The 17,659-nt window shown below is 38.3% G+C and carries 16 protein-coding genes; all 16 read left to right on the forward strand.

Features of this window, described 5'->3' with window-relative positions; all coding sequences use genetic code 11:
* The first annotated feature begins 47 nt into the window (after positions 1-47).
* The 16 genes from yqfD (at position 48) to rpoD (ending at position 17,520) form a co-directional block, all read left to right on the forward strand.
* Complete coding sequence (gene yqfD / locus RUH74_RS00225; protein ID WP_313798232.1) at positions 48-1,241, forward strand: sporulation protein YqfD; 1,194 nt, start codon at positions 48-50, stop codon at positions 1,239-1,241.
* The gene (locus RUH74_RS00230; protein WP_313798233.1) at positions 1,238-2,200 is read left to right on the forward strand and encodes a PhoH family protein; all 963 of its coding nucleotides are present in this window, start codon (positions 1,238-1,240) and stop codon (positions 2,198-2,200) included. The genes yqfD and RUH74_RS00230 overlap by 4 nt, the downstream gene beginning before the upstream one ends.
* Positions 2,201-2,363: 163 nt before the next feature.
* Positions 2,364-4,553 (forward strand): HD family phosphohydrolase, encoded by a 2,190-nt coding sequence (locus RUH74_RS00235; protein WP_313798234.1) that lies wholly within the window; start codon positions 2,364-2,366, stop codon positions 4,551-4,553.
* On the forward strand, positions 4,550-5,020 hold the full coding sequence (ybeY, locus tag RUH74_RS00240; RefSeq protein ID WP_313798235.1) for an rRNA maturation RNase YbeY: 471 nt from the start codon (positions 4,550-4,552) through the stop codon (positions 5,018-5,020). Before RUH74_RS00235 ends, ybeY begins: the two co-directional genes overlap by 4 nt.
* Positions 4,998-5,381, forward strand: a complete 384-nt coding sequence (locus RUH74_RS00245) for a diacylglycerol kinase family protein (protein ID WP_313798236.1) — start codon at positions 4,998-5,000, stop codon at positions 5,379-5,381. The genes ybeY and RUH74_RS00245 overlap by 23 nt, the downstream gene beginning before the upstream one ends.
* A gap of 402 nt (positions 5,382-5,783) precedes the next feature.
* Positions 5,784-6,182 (forward strand): cytidine deaminase, encoded by a 399-nt coding sequence (locus RUH74_RS00250; protein ID WP_313798237.1) that lies wholly within the window; start codon positions 5,784-5,786, stop codon positions 6,180-6,182.
* The gene (gene era, locus RUH74_RS00255; RefSeq protein ID WP_313798238.1) at positions 6,175-7,089 is read left to right on the forward strand and encodes a GTPase Era; all 915 of its coding nucleotides are present in this window, start codon (positions 6,175-6,177) and stop codon (positions 7,087-7,089) included. The genes RUH74_RS00250 and era overlap by 8 nt, the downstream gene beginning before the upstream one ends.
* Before the next feature lie 533 nt (positions 7,090-7,622).
* Entirely contained in the window at positions 7,623-7,763 is a 141-nt protein-coding gene (locus tag RUH74_RS00260; protein WP_066396054.1) for a YqzL family protein, read from the forward strand.
* A 30-nt stretch (positions 7,764-7,793) separates the two neighbouring features.
* Positions 7,794-8,546, forward strand: a complete 753-nt coding sequence (recO, locus tag RUH74_RS00265; RefSeq protein WP_313798239.1) for a DNA repair protein RecO — start codon at positions 7,794-7,796, stop codon at positions 8,544-8,546.
* Positions 8,547-8,837: 291 nt separating this feature from the next.
* Entirely contained in the window at positions 8,838-9,719 is an 882-nt protein-coding gene (gene glyQ, locus RUH74_RS00270; protein ID WP_313798240.1) for a glycine--tRNA ligase subunit alpha, read from the forward strand.
* A 1-nt stretch (position 9,720) separates the two neighbouring features.
* On the forward strand, positions 9,721-11,793 hold the full coding sequence (gene glyS, locus RUH74_RS00275) for a glycine--tRNA ligase subunit beta (protein WP_313798241.1): 2,073 nt from the start codon (positions 9,721-9,723) through the stop codon (positions 11,791-11,793).
* Between the two features lie 169 nt (positions 11,794-11,962).
* The gene (ccpN, locus tag RUH74_RS00280) at positions 11,963-12,598 is read left to right on the forward strand and encodes a transcriptional regulator CcpN (protein WP_313798242.1); all 636 of its coding nucleotides are present in this window, start codon (positions 11,963-11,965) and stop codon (positions 12,596-12,598) included.
* A 30-nt stretch (positions 12,599-12,628) separates the two neighbouring features.
* Positions 12,629-13,447, forward strand: coding sequence for a pyruvate, water dikinase regulatory protein (locus RUH74_RS00285; protein WP_313798243.1), 819 nt, complete (start codon positions 12,629-12,631; stop codon positions 13,445-13,447).
* 386 nt (positions 13,448-13,833) lie between these two features.
* Positions 13,834-14,280, forward strand: a complete 447-nt coding sequence (locus RUH74_RS00290; protein ID WP_313798244.1) for a YaiI/YqxD family protein — start codon at positions 13,834-13,836, stop codon at positions 14,278-14,280.
* A gap of 194 nt (positions 14,281-14,474) precedes the next feature.
* Positions 14,475-16,283, forward strand: a complete 1,809-nt coding sequence (dnaG, locus tag RUH74_RS00295) for a DNA primase (protein ID WP_313798245.1) — start codon at positions 14,475-14,477, stop codon at positions 16,281-16,283.
* A 109-nt stretch (positions 16,284-16,392) separates the two neighbouring features.
* A complete protein-coding gene (gene rpoD / locus RUH74_RS00300) occupies positions 16,393-17,520 on the forward strand; it encodes an RNA polymerase sigma factor RpoD (protein WP_053477046.1) in 1,128 nt (375 codons plus the stop codon).
* Positions 17,521-17,659: the final 139 nt, after the last annotated feature.

The following is a 17,659-nucleotide window of genomic DNA, read 5'->3' on the forward strand; positions in this document are numbered from 1 at the left end:
TGGAATTTAGCGAATATAAGTTGCCTGTTCTTTATGGAGGGAAGGAAATGAAGAATTTGTGGATTGAATTTTTTGGCGGTATCATTACCGTTGAAACAAGAGGAAAGGGAATCGAACGGCTATTAAACATATTAACAAGAAACGGCATTCTCATTTGGAATGTAAAAAGGCATGGCAGCGAAACAGTTACCTTCAAAATAAAGCTTAATGATGTAAAGAAAATAAGAAAGGCAGTGAAAGACAGTAACTGTAAAATAAAATTTTTAAGACGGACAGGCATGCCATTTCTATTTAAACGTCTTTTGAAAAATAGTGGATTTATTGTTGGCGCATTTGCCTTTCTGCTTGTTATTTTTATTTTATCAAATATGGTATGGGGCATTGATATTAAGGGGGCAAATCCTGAAACCGAGCATAAAATCCGTAAGGAACTAGACGCGATGGGTGTAAAGAAGGGGAAAGTCCAGTTTTTCCTAGAAAATGTTGAAGTGATACAAAGAAAACTTACAGATAACATTGGCGCGATTACCTGGGTTGGGGTGGAATTAAAAGGGACAACCTATCATCTCCAAGTTGTAGAAAAGAATGAACCGGAAAAGCCTGAATTATTAAGTCCGAGAGATTTAGTAGCTAAAAAGAAAGGCGTAATTGTTGACATGTTTGTTGAAGAAGGCCAGCCGAAAGTGAGTATTCATGATCATGTAAAACCAGGACAGCTGCTTGTTTCTGGGGTGATCGGGAAAGAAGGACAGACAGAAATAGTTCCGGCTAAGGGAGAGATTTTTGCAGAAACCTGGTATATAACGACGGTAACCCAGCCGCTAAAGAGCACCTTTCATGTCTTAAATGGCAATGAAAAACAGAAGCACTTTATCGGTATAGGGAAATGGAAAATTCCAGTTTGGGGTTTTGGAAAAGTTGAATATAAGGAATATGAAATAGAAACGAATACGAAAAATTTTCATTTTCTAAAATGGAAGCTTCCGATTTCTTATATAAATACAACAATAAGGGAAAGAGAACAAGAGGTTAGAATATACTCCAATGAGGAAGCATTCGATGCCGCAAAAAATAGAGCTCGTAATGATATAAAAAGTCTCTTAACTGATAATGCTAAAATAAAAGGGGAAAAGGTTTTACACAAGTCTGTAGACGATGGTAAAGTAAGTATATCAATACATTTCCAAATTATTGAGAATATTGCTGAAGCAAAACCTTTAATTCAAGGAGAGACAGAATGACAGAAGAGCTAAAGACAATCAATGTACAACTAGAAAATCCGAATGAAGCAATTTCACTGTTAGGAAATTCGGATGCAAATATAAAAATGATTGAACAAGAATTAAATGTTTCCATCATAACAAGAGGCGAATTGGTGCATGTGTCAGGCGATTTGGAACAAGCAGAAACAGCCGGTAAAGTATTAGCTGAACTTCTTATGGTTATTAGAAAAGGAATAAATATTAACCAGAGAGACGTAATGTATGCTCTCCAAATGGCCAAAAAGGGAACCTTGGATTATTTCAGTGATTTATATGATGAAGAAATTACTAGAAATGCCAAAGGGAAGGTAATCAGAGTAAAGACAATTGGCCAAAGCGATTATATTCGTGCTATACGAACGAATGATCTTGTTTTTGGAATTGGTCCAGCCGGAACGGGAAAAACATATCTAGCTGTTGTCATGGCCGTAAGCGCTTTGAAAAATGGCCATGTTAAACGGATCATTCTTACTCGGCCAGCAGTGGAAGCAGGCGAAAGTCTTGGATTTTTGCCAGGTGATTTAAAGGAAAAGGTGGATCCGTATCTAAGACCATTATATGATGCCCTTCATGATATTTTAGGAAACGAGCATACAGAAAGAATGATTGAACGAGGGACAATTGAAATCGCTCCATTGGCATATATGAGAGGAAGAACACTAGATGATGCCTTTGTCATTTTAGATGAGGCTCAAAATACAACCCATGCCCAAATGAAGATGTTCTTAACGCGTCTGGGTTTTGGCTCAAAAATGGTTATAACTGGCGACAAGACACAGGTTGATTTGCCAAAAGGAGCTAAGTCTGGCTTAATTGTTGGAGAAGAAATATTACGAGATGTAAAAGGGATATCTTTTGTACATTTAGAAGAAAGTGACGTTGTTCGCCACCCTCTCGTTGCAAAAATTATTCAAGCATATGGACAGAAAGAAAACTAGGCCGTCGGAAATTCCGTACGGTTTTCTTTTGCTTTTATCCAAGCCTCGACATAATTTTTTAATAAAGATGCATCTTTACTAAAAAACTGTTATCATTTTACATAATTACATTTCTATCTTCTTAAATAGTGATTATAAAGCCGAAAGATAGGAGGGTGAAATAGTGGAAAAGCTACAGCAGTATATGACAAAAATTAAAGGCTTGTTAGAGATGACTTTTTTTAAAGTCTTATTATTTGTATTGCTTGGATTTGTGATGTATTTTTCGATGTTCAGCAATGTAAAACCGGAAAAACTTGACCTAAGTTTATTTTCAGTTGCTGAACAGACCATTCGATCCCCTATCACAATTGAAGATAAGGCAAGTACGGAGAAAAAGAAAAAGGATGCAGCAGACCAAGTAAAGGATGTTTATGTAGTTAAAAGGGAAATTGCACAAAACCGAGTAGATTTGATTACGTCCATCTTTGGAACAGCAACTGAAGTAAATGATGCCATTAAAGAAGAAATGGAAGCGAAAGAAAAGCTTTCACAACAGTCAGATGAAGAAGAAGATCAATCAACTATTAGCGAGCCGACCCCTAATGACAAATTATTGCGCATGAAAGAAAAATTAACCGAAGATGTAACAAAGGACATATCAGATCAAACGTTGCTTGCATTAGTACAGGCCTCAAGGTCAGAGTTATCCTTAGCAAAGGATGTAACAGTGACAGCAATTAATAATGTAATGAGCAACCGAATTCCAGCTGATGAGGTTGAAAACGCAAAAAAAAGGCTTGAAGAGGAATTGCGATTTACAAGCTTAAATACAAATTTAAAAGCTGCTGCCATTGAGCTCGGACGTTATGCAGTATACCAAAATGAGTTTTATGACCCAAATGCAACGGAGGAGCATCGTCAACAAGCGATAGAAAGTGTAGAACCAGTAAAGATTCTTCAAGGACAGATTATTGTTGAGGAGCAACAATTAATAAGCAGTGATGTTTATCGCCAGCTGGAGCTTATTGGGATGCTGGATAGTATAAATTCGAACCAACCATTCATTGGTCTTGCATTAATCATCGTTGTCATTCTCGCTGCTCTTTACTATTATTTTTATGAACTTAAAGTACAGTCGGAGATGAAGCAAAGTTATTTATTGCTCTTTAGTATAGTTTTTACTTTATCGATTTTACTTATGAAAGGCATAAGCTTCTTTCATGAATTTAAGTATTCAGAGATAAGCTATATCTTCCCGGCAGCAATGGGAGCTATGTTAATAAAAATTCTTATTGATGAACGAATGGCTGTCCTGTTTACCATTATTATGGGGATATGCGGGAGCATCATTTTTAATGAAGGCATTACAGGCACCTTCCATGTGTCGGCAGGTATCTATATTATTTGCAGTGGGATCGCTGGAATATTGTTCTTAACGAAACAAAATCAGCGTTCAAAAATTCTCCAGGCAGGAACATTTGTAGCGGGTGTAAATATTATAGTCATCTTTTCGCTGATGCTGCTAAGAAATGGTCAATACGAGGGCATTGAATATGGATTTTATATTGCTCTTGGTTTAATTTCAGGGATTACATCTGCCGTTTTGACTATCGGCCTCCTGCCTTTTTTTGAAGCCGGATTTGGAATCCTTTCAACAATGAGATTGATTGAACTTTCAAGCCCTAATCATCCGCTGCTGCGCAAGATATTAACAGAGGCGCCAGGAACCTATCATCATAGTGTTATGGTTGCTAATTTATCTGAAGCTGCTTGTGAAGCTATTGGTGCAAATGGACTTCTAGCAAGAGTTGGCTGTTATTATCACGATATTGGGAAGACGAAACGGCCGCAGTTCTTTATTGAAAATCAAATGAATATTGAAAATCCGCATGATAGACTTCCGCCGCAAACAAGTAAAAATATTATTATTGCACATGCGACAGATGGTGCAGAAATGTTAAGAAAGCATAAGATGCCTAAAGAAATCATTGATATTGCTGAGCAGCATCATGGGACAACTTTGCTTAAATTCTTTTATCATAAAGCCAATCAAAATGGGCTAGAGGTGAGAGAGGAAGATTATCGCTATCCGGGTCCGAAAGCACAGACGAAGGAGGCAGCTGTGATTGGGATTGCGGATAGTGTAGAGGCAGCTGTACGATCGATGACTCACCCAACGCCTGAACAAATAGAAGGGCTAGTTAGAAAGATTATCGCTGATCGTCTTCAGGATGGGCAATTAAATGAATGTGATTTAACTTTAAAGGAGATTGAAACGGTTGCAAACGCTCTTTGTGAGACGTTAAATGGAATTTTTCATTCCCGTATCGAGTATCCTGAAATGACAAAACAGAAGGTGAAACAAGCATGAGTTTAAATATTGACTTAATAGATGAAACAAACGAGCTTTCGGAGGAAGAAGCATCTTATATTGAAAAGTTGCTCAACTTTGCGGCTACATATGAAGAAGTAGAATCTGAAAGTGAAGTGTCGATTACATTTGTTAGTAATGAAAAAATAAAGGAAATAAATAGAGAGTACCGAAGGAAGGATTCAGTAACAGATGTCATTTCTTTTGCAATGGAAGAAATGGGTGATGGAGAGATGGCGCTGATCGGTGTTGAAATGCCTCGGGTATTAGGGGATATCGTTATTTCTGTTGCAAGAGCAAGAGAGCAAGCCGATGAATATGGGCATTCATTTATGCGAGAACTAGGTTTTTTGGCTGTCCATGGATTCCTTCATCTTCTTGGCTATGACCATGAGACAATAGAAGATGAGAAAGTAATGTTTTCTCGTCAAAAGGTAATCTTAGATGAGTTCGGGCTCCAGCGCTAAGAAGCATCGCCTGATTAAGTCATTTGGCTTTGCATTCACTGGGATCCGTTCTGTGATCATGCGTGAAAGAAATATGAAAATCCATCTAGTTATTTCAATAATTGTGATTTTGGCTGGCATTTGGCTCTCACTTTCTAAACTTGAGTGGCTATTTATCATTTTGGCTATTGGTGGCATGCTCTCCTTGGAGATGATCAATACTGCGATTGAACGTGTAGTTGATCTTGTAACAAACCAATACCATCCTTTAGCAAAAGATGCGAAGGACATTGCTGCAGGTGCGGTTCTCCTCTATGCAATAATGTCAGTTATAATCGGGTTAATGATATTTTTACCAAAGATCTTGGAGCTTTTAACATGAGAAAACTGTCCGTCCTCGGGCAGTTTTTTCAAGTCTAGAAAATTATAAAATTGAATGGTGCGTGAAAGGCTCATATCGCCTATAAACTCCGGGCATTCTCCGCAACGATTGCGCCAACACGATTCGCTCTCGCTTACCGTGTTTCCTTTATCTCAGGCGGGGTCCTTCTCCGTTTGTATGGAGATGACCAAAGCGTTTGCGCTTTTTTTTAGTATCAACTGAAGGATTTGAAAAGGTCCGATAAATTCGATAAAATGACAAAGCAATAGACAATAATTATACTATCATTTTTGGAAAATTCAATTTTTTATATTACGTTTTTGATACAACGGATGTAATTGATGTAAAAATGAGGTAAAATAAAAGAAGGAATCCCCTTCTGATAGAAAGGAAGCACGATAGGTGAACATTGAAAAACTAATTGAAGAAGCGAAAATCGCAAGAGAAAAAGCATATGTTCCGTATTCAAAATTTAAAGTAGGTGCGGCGATCATAACGGAGGATGGGAAGATTTATCACGGATGCAATATTGAAAATGCAGCCTATAGCATGTGTAACTGTGCTGAGCGAACAGCTATTTTTAAAGCGTATTCAGAGGGAGACAAAAAGTTTACCGCAATGGCTGTAGTAGCAGATACAGACCGCCCATGTTCTCCTTGTGGGGCATGTCGTCAAGTCATCGCTGAATTATGCCCGAAAGACATGAAGGTTTTCTTAACGAATTTAAAAGGGGATATACAGGAAATTTCCATAGAAGGATTATTGCCTGGCGCTTTCTCACCGGAGGATTTACATGAATAATTCCACACAAGCACATAAATCAGGATTTATATCAATTATTGGCCGACCAAATGTTGGTAAATCAACTTTTTTAAATCGTGTCATCGGTCAGAAGATTGCGATCATGAGTGATAAGCCACAAACGACAAGAAACAAAGTGCAAGGTGTTTTAACAACAGATGATGCACAGTTTATTTTTATCGATACACCAGGTATCCATAAGCCTAAGCATAAGCTTGGCGATTTTATGATGAAGGTCGCACAAAATACGTTAAAAGAAGTAGATGTTATTTTGTTCATGGTAAATGCTGAAGAGGGCTATGGCCGTGGCGAAGAGTTTATTTTGGAAAAGTTTCAATCTGTTCGTACGCCTATTTTCCTTGTCATTAATAAAATTGATAAAATTCATCCCGACAAGTTGATGACTTTAATCGAATCTTATAAGGAAAAGTACGAATTTAGTGAAATTATCCCGATTTCTGCTCTTGAAGGAAATAATGTCGAGACTCTTTTAGGGCAAATTAAAACGTATATTCCTGAAGGACCGCAATACTATCCAGCCGATCAGGTGACAGACCATCCAGAAAGGTTTATCGTTTCCGAGCTAATCAGGGAAAAAGCTCTTCATTTGACTCGGGAGGAGATTCCTCATTCTCTAGCTGTATTGATTGATAAAATGGAGCGCCGTGATGATAAAGATGTGGTGCATGTGATGGCTACGATTATTGTTGAGCGAGATTCACAAAAAGGAATTGTAATTGGAAAACAAGGAAAGATGCTGAAAGAAATTGGTCAACGAGCGCGCCTTGATATCGAAAATCTCCTTGGATCCAAAGTGTTCCTTGAGCTATGGGTAAAAGTCCAAAAGGACTGGCGCAACAAAATGTCCCAGCTCCGAGACTTCGGTTTCCGTGAGGATGAGTATTAAAAGAAAAGCGCAGGCGACTGAACAGCGACGTATGGACTGGAGGGCTCCGGACGAAAGATAAAGGAAACACGAAGAGCGCAAGCGATTCGATGTTGACTTATCGCAGGAGGAAGCCTGAAGTCCAATAGTCGCTAGGAGCCGGAGCTAGACAAAGAAAAGCGCAGGCGACTGAACAGCGACGTATGGACTGGAGGGCTCCGGACGAAAGATAAAGGAAACACGAAGAGCGCAAGCGATTCGATGTTGACTTATCGCAGGAGGAAGCCTGAAGTCCAATAGTCGCTAGGAGCCGGAGCTAGACAAAGAAAAGCGCAGGCGGCTTGCCAGAGGCGACAAGTATAAGCCATCTCGGCAGGAAGGCACCGGACGTTTTAATGCCTCAACCATAACTAGAATATTATGGATAATTGCTAATTATGTATGTTTTTGATTTACAATATTTTTCTCTTATGAAAATGGAAAGACAGGCTATGATAAGTGATAAGGATTTGGGATAAAAAATTGCGTTGAATAACGGAAAGGTGGGGTTTTCGATGATGGATTTTACCTGGAAGGTTTTTTCGCAGACAGGTAACATTGACACATATCTTCTTTTTAAGGAGCTAGAAAAGGAAACTCAAGATATACCCGGAAATCAGGACGCAGAGCAAGAAATTGATTTTCCCATCTCATAGGTTTGTCTAATCGTTAGGGATGGTGCTAGGATGCTTGATAAATGTGAGGGCATCGTCATTAGAACAACAAACTATGGTGAAACAAATAAAATTGTAACGCTTTATACACGTGAATGGGGAAAGATTGGTGTGATGGCCCGAGGAGCTAAAAAGCCTAATAGCAGACTTTCGGCTGTCACCCAGCTTTTTACATACGGGTACTTTTTAGTACAAAAAAGCAATGGTTTAGGAACTTTACAGCAGGGAGAAATGATATCCTCAATGCGTTCAATTAAAGAAGATATCTTTCTTACAGCCTATGCAAGCTATATCGTAGACCTAACAGATAAAAGCACAGATGATAGAAAGCCAAATCCTTATTTATTTGAACTGGTTTATCAAACATTAAAGTTGATTAGCGAAGGCTTTGATGCTGAGATCATCGTCAATATTTTTGAAATGAAAATGCTTAATACGCTCGGACTTTATCCCGTATTAAACCAATGTGCAGTTTGTGGAAATACGGATGGGCATTTCTCCTTTTCTATTCGTGAAGGGGGCTTGCTTTGCCATCGCTGCATAGAAAAGGACCCTTATCATTTTAAAATTTCACCTGCAACAGTAAAGCTTTTGCGTATTTTCTACTACATTGATTTATCAAGAATTGGAAATATTTCTGTTAGCAAAGAAACGAAGGAAGAATTGAAAAGAATCATTTCCGCTTACTATGAAGAATATTCTGGCTTGAATTTAAAGACGAAAAAGTTCCTTAATCAAATGGCCAAGTTTGATGGAATGATATAAGTCTCCTGTTGACATTCGCAGTAAATTCGGCTATGATTCAAATTATTAAATTAATAGTTGCTGTGAAAGAGAAGAGTACTTAACTCGCTCTATAAAAGCGAACCTAGGATAGTGGAAGCTAGGGTATAGAAGGTTAAGGAAGGGCGTTCTGGAGCAACAGTCGTATCTGACAATCAAGTTGGCTGCAAATCGCAGCAAATAGGGTGGAACCGCGGGTAACTCTCGTCCCTATGCTTTATGCATAGAGATGGGAGTTTTTTTGTTTTTTATTTTTAATAAGGAAGGTGCTTTATGAATATTCAAAACATGATTTTAACTTTGCAGAAGCATTGGTCTGAACAAGGATGTATTCTAATGCAATCCTATGATGTAGAAAAAGGAGCAGGGACAATGAGTCCTTATACGTTCCTGCGAGCAATTGGCCCAGAGCCGTGGAATGTAGCCTATGTGGAGCCCTCACGCCGCCCCGCTGATGGACGGTATGGAGAAAATCCAAACCGCTTATACCAGCATCATCAATTCCAAGTAATTATGAAGCCTTCACCAGATAATATTCAAGAACTATATCTTGAATCATTAAAAGCGCTAGGCATTGATCCGCTTGAGCATGATATTCGCTTTGTTGAAGATAACTGGGAAAATCCATCGCTTGGCTGTGCTGGCTTAGGCTGGGAAGTGTGGCTTGATGGCATGGAAATTACACAGTTCACATATTTTCAGCAAGTTGGCGGTTTAGAATGTAAGCCAGTCTCCGTAGAAATTACATACGGAATTGAAAGGCTAGCATCATATATTCAAGAGAAGGAAAATGTGTTTGATCTTGAGTGGACTAATGGATTCACTGTCAGAGATATTTTCGGCCAGCCGGAATATGAGCATTCAAAGTATACCTTTGAAACATCTGATACTGAAATGCTGTTTAATCTATTTAATATTTATGAAAAGGAAGCGCATAGACAAATGGATGAGGGACTAGTTCATCCAGCATATGATTATGTTTTAAAATGCTCCCATACATTTAATCTTTTGGATGCAAAAGGGGCGATTTCAGTAACAGAACGTACAGGTTATATCGGGCGCTGCCGAAATTTAGCGAGGAAGATTGCAAAAACGTTTTATGAAGAACGCGAAAAGCTAGGCTTCCCAATTCTGCAAACAAAGGAGGAAAATTAATATGGCTAAAAGAGATCTCCTTTTAGAAATCGGTTTAGAAGAAATGCCAGCAAGATTTGTAACAAACTCGATGAATCAGTTGTCTGATAAGGTTCAAGCGTGGTTGATTGAAAAGAAAATTTCTTTTGATCATATTAAAGCTTTTTCTTCGCCGCGTCGCTTAGCTGTCCTTGTGGAAGGGGTAAATGAAGCACAGGAAGATATTAATGAAGAAGCAAAAGGCCCAGCAAGAAAAATTGCTTTGAATGAAGATGGTGAATGGTCAAAGGCAGCAATTGGCTTTTGCCGTGGACAAGGGGCAAATGTAGAAGATATCTTTTTTAAAGAAATAAACGGAGTTGAATACATTCATGTAAAGAAATTTATTAAAGGGCAAGAAACGCTTGTCTTATTGCCAGAATTACAGCATATTATTACAGCCATGACATTTCCGAAAAATATGCGTTGGGCAGATAAAGAACTTCGTTTTGTGCGTCCGATCAAATGGATAGTCGCTTTATTTGGCCAAGAGATTATTCCATTCAAGCTTACGAATGTTGAAACAGGCAATTGGACAGTAGGGCACAGATTCCTTGGCGGGAAAATTGAGATTACAGAGCCGAAGCACTATGAAGAAGTTTTGCTTGGACAATATGTCATTGTCAATTATGAAGAGAGAAAAAGTGCGATCCTATCACAATTAAAAAGAATAGAAGAAGAAAACGATTGGGTCATCCCAATTGATGAGGATTTGTTAGAAGAGGTGACAAATCTTGTTGAATATCCAACAGCATTATTCGGCCGCTACGAAGAAGAATTTTTAGAAATACCAGAAGAGGTTTTGATTACTTCGATGAAGGAACATCAACGGTATTTCCCAGTGAAATCAAACGATGGAAAGCTGCTTCCATACTTTGTTACGGTCCGCAATGGCGGTCATGAACATATCGACAAAGTAGCGAAAGGGAATGAAAAGGTATTAAGAGCAAGGCTTTCAGATGCGGCTTTCTTTTATAAGGAAGACCAAAAGACTCCAATCGAAGCGTCACTGTTAAAGTTAAACTCGATTGTTTACCATGAGGAAATCGGTACGCTTGCGGAGAAAGTAAGCCGAGTTCGCAGACTTACAAACCAACTAGCGGAAAAACTTCACTTTACCAGTGATGATAAAAATTTTGCTAATCGTGCCGCAGAAATCTGCAAATTTGATCTCGTTTCAAATATGGTCTATGAATTTCCAGAGCTTCAAGGATTTATGGGTGAAAAATATGCATTGCAAAAAGGTGAAAATCAGGCAGTTGCAAAAGCGATCAATGAGCATTATATGCCTAGAAATGCGGAGGATCAAACACCAGCAAGCAATGCAGGCGCAGCTCTTTCAATAGCGGAGAAGATGGATACAATTGCCTCATGTTTTGCAATTGGCATCATCCCTAGCGGCTCCCAGGATCCCTATGCATTAAGACGACAAGCTACTGGTATTGTCCAAACACTCTTAAATAAGGAGTGGGCAGTTACCTTAGAATGGGTTATAAATGCATCGTTACAACTTATCGAAGAAGCAGGAATAGCAAAAAAAGCGGTAGAAGAGATTAGAAAAGAAGTGATTGCATTCTTTAAACTGCGCATTAAGCATCTCCTTCAAGAAAAGCGCGTCCGATATGATTTAATTGAAGCAGTATTAGGCAATAACATTGGAACTCTCCCATCTCTTGTCAAAAAGGCAGAGGTGCTTGAAGCTAGGAAGGAAGACGATAGCTTTAAAGAAAGCATCGAGGCTTTAAGCCGTGTCTTAAATATTGCTTCTAAAGCTGAAAAAATAGGGGAAGTGGACAAAAGCTTATTTGAGAATGAGTATGAGTCAACTCTTTATGATAAATATATTTATGTTGATAGGCAGTTAAGCAAAGAAATCTCCGAAGATGAAATGTTTGGACTGTTTGTATCGATGAAGCCTGAGATTGATCAATATTTCGATCATACGATGGTTATGGCCGATAATCTTGAAATCCGTGAGAATAGGCTAAAACAGATGGCTAAGCTAGCAGATGTCATCAAGAACTTTGCAAATATGAATGAAATTATTGTAAAATAAACTTCTTTTTTGCTTTTTTTTATAAGGCTGATTATGATAAAGAAGAGTCTGCGCCTAGCAGACTCTTCTTCTATACTATAATTACTATTATTTTAATTATTTCTATTCTTTTCATTTCTTAGATTTAAGTTATAATATTTATAAATAGTATGACACTTTTGGTTGACGGGTGGTGAGGACAATCGAATTAAATAAGCGACAGGAAAGAATATTAGAAATAGTAAAGGAAAATGGTCCGATAACGGGTGAACATATTGCAGACCAATTAAACCTGACAAGGGCAACATTAAGACCAGATTTAGCTATATTAACGATGGCTGGGTTCTTGGATGCAAGACCGCGTGTCGGTTATTTTTACACAGGAAAATCAGGTGCACAGCTGCTAACAGAAAATCTTCAGAAGCTTCGTGTTAAGGATTATCAATCGATTCCGGTAGTAGTAAATGAAAATGTATCTGTATACGATGCAATTGTGACGATGTTTTTAGAGGATGTAGGGACATTATTTGTTGTTGATCAATCTTCCTTGCTTGTAGGGGTTCTTTCACGAAAAGATTTGCTGAGGGCAAGCATTGGGAAACAAGAATTGACGACAATCCCTGTTAATATCATCATGACTCGGATGCCCAATATTACAATGTGCGAAAAAGAGGATCTGCTGATTGACATTGCAAAGAAACTAATTGAAAAACAAATTGATGCATTGCCTGTTGTAAAAGAAACAGAAAAAGGATTTGAAGTGATAGGCAGGATAACAAAAACAAATTTAACAAAGGCGTTCGTCGCTTTAGCAGATAATAAATGAGAATGTGAACAGAGGAGATGGTTTTAAAGGATGAATAAAAAGCCTATCATTTACGTAGTGTCCGACTCTGTTGGAGAGACTGCCGAGCTTGTAACAAAAGCTGCTGTCAGCCAATTCAATGGCAGTGAAGTAATAATCAAGCGCTTTCCATATGTAGAGGATAAAGTACATATTGACGAAGTGATTTCTCTTGCAAAACTTGATAACGGAATGATTGTTTACACACTGGTTAAGCCCGAAATACGCTTATATATTAATGAGCAAGCAAAAAAAGAAGGAATTTATGCCTGCGATATTATTGGGCCATTAATGGACCAAATTCAAGTATTATACGAAAAAACCCCGCTTTATGAACCGGGACTCGTTCGTAAGCTTGATGAGGATTATTTCAAAAAAGTAGAAGCAATTGAATTTGCTGTTAAGTATGATGATGGCCGTGATCCGCGTGGAATATTGAAGGCAGATATTGTACTAGTTGGGGTCTCTAGAACTTCTAAAACCCCGCTTTCTCAATACTTGGCCCATAAAAGGCTGAAGGTTGCTAATGTGCCGCTAGTACCTGAAGTAGATCCGCCAGAAGAGCTATACCTTGTTCCTCCAGAAAAGTGCTTTGGATTAAAAATCAGTCCTGAAAAGCTGAACCATATTCGCAGGGAAAGGCTTATTTCTTTAGGATTAAGTGATAGCGCGAGCTACGCAAATATTGAAAGAATTAAAGAAGAAATAAATTATTTTGAAACAGTTGTCAGCAAAATTAATTGTCATGTTATCGATGTGACGAATAAGGCTGTAGAAGAAACAGCCAATTTAATCTTAAATCAATACCGAAAGAGCTTTCCGAAAAGCTAGCACATACACCGTTATGTGCCCTTTTCTTTTTTATTGGGAAGCTTCTATTTATTTTTATAGGTAATAAGAAAAAATAATAGAAAACTGAAGCTTTTTATACTATAATAAAAAATTGTGATAAAAATGTTATAGATTAGGTTTAGAGTTTAATGTGAACGAATAAACTATTTATTGTGAGAAGTCAAGTGCATGACATGAAAAAAATTCGACACAATCGTAAACTTTGTAGTTTTTTCTTGCGAATACCACATCTTTAAGCTGCATGTTCCAAAAATGATTAGCATTTCTCACTATAATAGTGCAGTTCAGTATGATTATACAAAAGTTATGTTTGAAAGAAGGAATATGCGGAGTGATGTAGAATTATTAGAACATTAGGCAAACCGATGATTATCGTTGATGCCGATTCTTGTCCTGTAAAGGAAGAAGTTGTCGAAATAAGTAATAGCTTTTCTATCGAAGCTATATTTATTGCTTCCTATGCCCATATGAAAAATGACCTAAGCCAAGCGAATTGGAAGTTCGTTGATTCTAGTAAAGAAGCTGTGGACTTATTTATCATGAATCATGTAAAGGCAGGGGATATTGTTGTTACTCAAGATATCGGATTAGCATCAACGCTTTTATTGAAACAAGTTCATGTTATGAGCCCTAGAGGGATTATATTTGAAGAAAATGAAATTCATACAGCGCTTGATATGAGATATCTATCTGCGAAAGCGCGGCGAAGGGGGATATATGGAAAAGGTCCCAAGCCTTTTAGTCAAGATGATCGAATAAGGTTTATTAGTCAGTTGACAAAAATATTGTCGAATTTTGAAGGAATTCGGTAATTTTTCTAGAATTAAGCATTATGAAAGAAAGGCGCTTGCGCATTTCTTATTGTCTAGCTTCAGCGCCTACTCCATCGAGGTCACAAGCCAATCCCCAGAAAGGTAAAGAACACCTTTCCGTAAGGCTCGTCTTGTGCTTGTCGGGGGTGGGCAAGGTGTTTGCGCATTTCTTATTAAATGGAGGTGGTGTTCTCATGGCTGAGCGCATCGCCGAGGAAAAAGTGAATGAAATTCGGCAAGCTGTCGATATTGTTGATGTCATTAGTGATTATGTCCAATTAAAGAAGCAAGGGCGAAATTACTTTGGCTTATGTCCTTTTCATGGCGAAAACACACCATCTTTTTCCGTATCACCAGATAAGCAAATATTCCATTGCTTTGGCTGCGGTGCTGGTGGAAATGCTTTTTCATTTTTAATGGACCTTGAAGGCTATTCCTTTCAGGAGGCTGCAGTGAAGCTTGCTGAGAAAGGGAACATTAAGTTAGACATCGATGCATCATCGATATCCGCTCGAAAGTCCGTTCCTCCAGACATAGAGCAAATGCTGGAAGCTCATGAGCTTTTGCGTAAATTCTATCATCATCTGCTTGTAAACACAAAAGATGGCCAGCATGCATTAGAATATTTGCTTGGCAGAGGGTTTACAATGGAATCGATTGAGAAATTTCAAATTGGCTATTCACTAAATTCATGGGATTTTGTCTTAAACTTTTTAACAAAGAGAAAATTTCCAATACAAGTGATAGAAAAAGCAGGTTTGGTTATTAAACGTGAAAAAGATGGGAAATATTTTGATCGATTTCGCGATCGGATCATGTTTCCAATCTTTGATCGAGGAGGTCAAACGATTGCCTTTTCAGGAAGATCATTAGGGGCCGATGAGCCCAAATACCTGAACAGTCCTGAAACAGCAATTTTTAATAAAAGTAAAATTTTATATAATTTTCATTTAGCAAGACCTCATATGAAAAAGTTGCAGCAGGCTATCCTTTTTGAAGGATTTGCCGATGTAATCGCAGCTGACCGTGCAGCCGTTGAAAACGGTGTTGGCACAATGGGAACATCTCTTACTGAGGATCATGTATCAGTTTTAAAAAGAAATGTTCAGTCAATCACGATCTGTTATGATTCTGATCATGCGGGGATTGAAGCAGCATGGAGGGCTGGAAATATGCTTTCCGAGGCAGGGCTGCATGTAAGGGTTGCATTAATGCCGGATGGCATGGATCCAGACGATTATATTGGTCAGTTTGGAAAAGAAAAGTTCCGTAAAGAGGTCATTGATGCAAGTGTAACCTTAATGGCTTTCAAACTGCAGTATTATAAAAAAGGAAAAAGACTTCATGATGAAGGAGATCGTCTCCGCTATATCGAAGAAGTATTAGCAGAAATAAGTAAGCTGGACAATGCAGTTGAAAGGGATCATTATCTCAGGCAATTAGCTAATGAATTTACCCTTTCTCTAGAAGCGCTTAAAGAGCAGCTAAAACAAGTTTCCTTTGCTGAAAAGCGAAACAATAACGGGAAAAATAATGATGAAAAAATTCAGCTACAGCCTATAACAAAAGCTAACCAGCTGAAGCCTGCATATTATACAGCAGAAAGAAGACTAATCGCACATATGTTAAGGAACAGCGATATTGCCTTCAAAGTTCAAGCGTTGCTTCAAGGTAACACGTTTAATATTGATGAGCATCAAGCAATTATCACTTATTTACTTGGATATTATGAAAATGGCCATTCGCCAGATCCGAGCGCATTTATTGATTTTATACAGGATGAAAAGCTTAAAAGAATCGTTGCCAACATTGAAATGATGTTAATAAATGAAGAGTTAAGCGAACAGGAATTAATGGATTACATGAAACAGGTGTTTAATTATCAAAAAATGTTAAAGATAAAAGAAAAAATGATTGAGGAAAAAGAAGCAGAGAGGCAGGGTGATTTTGCGAAGGCAGCGCAAATTGCTATGGAAATCATTCAGTTACGAAAGTCTCTTTGATGAGCATTTCAAGTTAGATTTCACTCTAACTACAGCGTCTGCCATCCGGGGTAAATGAATCGGAGGTAAGCTCGGCGCTTTTCGCATTTCATGGAAGGAGGGGGACAATATGGCTGAAAAATCAGCTCGATCAAAAGAAGTTGATTCAGAATTGACCCTAGAACAAGTAAAAGAGCAATTAATTCAAATCGGAAAAAAAACTGGTGTCCTTGCCTATGATGATATAGCAGAAAGAATGGGCCATTTTGAATTGGATTCGCATCAAATGGATGAATTCTATGAATTCCTTGGGGATCAGGGGGTTGAACTTGTTGGTGACAATGATGAAGATGCTGACCCAAATGCACAGGAATTAGCTAAAGGGGAAGAGGAATTTGATTTAAATGACCTTAGCGTTCCACCAGGGGTGAAGATCAATGACCCTGTGCGCATGTATTTAAAAGAGATTGGCCGCGTGGATCTATTATCTGCTGAAGAAGAAATTTCACTGGCTGAGCGCATTGAGCAAGGGGATGAAGAGGCAAAAAGACGCCTTGCGGAAGCTAACCTACGCTTAGTAGTTAGTATTGCTAAGAGATATGTTGGCCGTGGCATGCTTTTCCTTGATTTAATTCAGGAAGGGAATATGGGCTTAATTAAAGCCGTTGAAAAATTCGATTATCGTAAAGGCTTTAAATTTAGTACCTATGCAACTTGGTGGATCCGTCAAGCAATTACACGAGCGATTGCCGACCAAGCAAGGACGATTCGTATTCCTGTTCATATGGTTGAAACCATTAATAAATTGATTCGTGTACAGCGCCAATTACTTCAAGATCTTGGACGTGAACCATCGCCTGAAGAAATTGCTGAAGATATGGATTTAACCCCTGATAAGGTAAGAGAGATCTTAAAGATCGCACAAGAGCCAGTTTCCTTGGAAACACCGATAGGGGAAGAGGATGATTCCCATCTCGGGGATTTCATTGAAGACCAGGATGCTACATCTCCTTCTGAACATGCAGCATACGAGCTTTTAAAAGAGCAGCTTGAGGACGTTCTGGACACTTTAACAGATCGTGAGGAAAATGTATTGCGTCTTCGCTTTGGGCTTGATGATGGGCGCACACGAACGTTAGAAGAGGTTGGGAAAGTGTTTGGTGTTACTCGTGAACGTATTCGTCAAATTGAAGCCAAAGCATTGCGCAAATTAAGACATCCTAGCAGAAGCAAACGGTTGAAAGACTTTTTAGAATAAATGGGATGCCACATTTCCTTTTTAGAAAAGGATTGCCAGAAAATAGTTTACTTCTTACAATAGAGGTAAACTATTTTTTTTATTTAGTTTGGAAATATATTCTAACATTGATCTGTCTAGCGCAAGCGCTTTTCTAAAA

The organism is Cytobacillus sp. (genome assembly GCF_032154635.1).
GTDB lineage: Bacteria > Bacillota > Bacilli > Bacillales > Cytobacillaceae > Cytobacillus.

What these genes read in the sequence shown, in the direction of transcription:
- yqfD (WP_313798232.1), top strand. Translation starts at nt 48, where the DNA reads ATGAAGAATTTGTGGATTGAATTTTTTGGCGGTATCATTACCGTTGAA.
- RUH74_RS00230 (WP_313798233.1), top strand. Translation starts at nt 1,238, where the DNA reads ATGACAGAAGAGCTAAAGACAATCAATGTACAACTAGAAAATCCGAAT.
- ybeY (WP_313798235.1), top strand. Translation starts at nt 4,550, where the DNA reads ATGAGTTTAAATATTGACTTAATAGATGAAACAAACGAGCTTTCGGAG.
- RUH74_RS00245 (WP_313798236.1), top strand. Translation starts at nt 4,998, where the DNA reads ATGAGTTCGGGCTCCAGCGCTAAGAAGCATCGCCTGATTAAGTCATTT.
- era (WP_313798238.1), top strand. Translation starts at nt 6,175, where the DNA reads ATGAATAATTCCACACAAGCACATAAATCAGGATTTATATCAATTATT.
- RUH74_RS00260 (WP_066396054.1), top strand. Translation starts at nt 7,623, where the DNA reads ATGATGGATTTTACCTGGAAGGTTTTTTCGCAGACAGGTAACATTGAC.
- recO (WP_313798239.1), top strand. Translation starts at nt 7,794, where the DNA reads ATGCTTGATAAATGTGAGGGCATCGTCATTAGAACAACAAACTATGGT.
- glyQ (WP_313798240.1), top strand. Translation starts at nt 8,838, where the DNA reads ATGAATATTCAAAACATGATTTTAACTTTGCAGAAGCATTGGTCTGAA.
- glyS (WP_313798241.1), top strand. Translation starts at nt 9,721, where the DNA reads ATGGCTAAAAGAGATCTCCTTTTAGAAATCGGTTTAGAAGAAATGCCA.
- RUH74_RS00285 (WP_313798243.1), top strand. Translation starts at nt 12,629, where the DNA reads ATGAATAAAAAGCCTATCATTTACGTAGTGTCCGACTCTGTTGGAGAG.
- RUH74_RS00290 (WP_313798244.1), top strand. Translation starts at nt 13,834, where the DNA reads ATGATTATCGTTGATGCCGATTCTTGTCCTGTAAAGGAAGAAGTTGTC.
- dnaG (WP_313798245.1), top strand. Translation starts at nt 14,475, where the DNA reads ATGGCTGAGCGCATCGCCGAGGAAAAAGTGAATGAAATTCGGCAAGCT.
- rpoD (WP_053477046.1), top strand. Translation starts at nt 16,393, where the DNA reads ATGGCTGAAAAATCAGCTCGATCAAAAGAAGTTGATTCAGAATTGACC.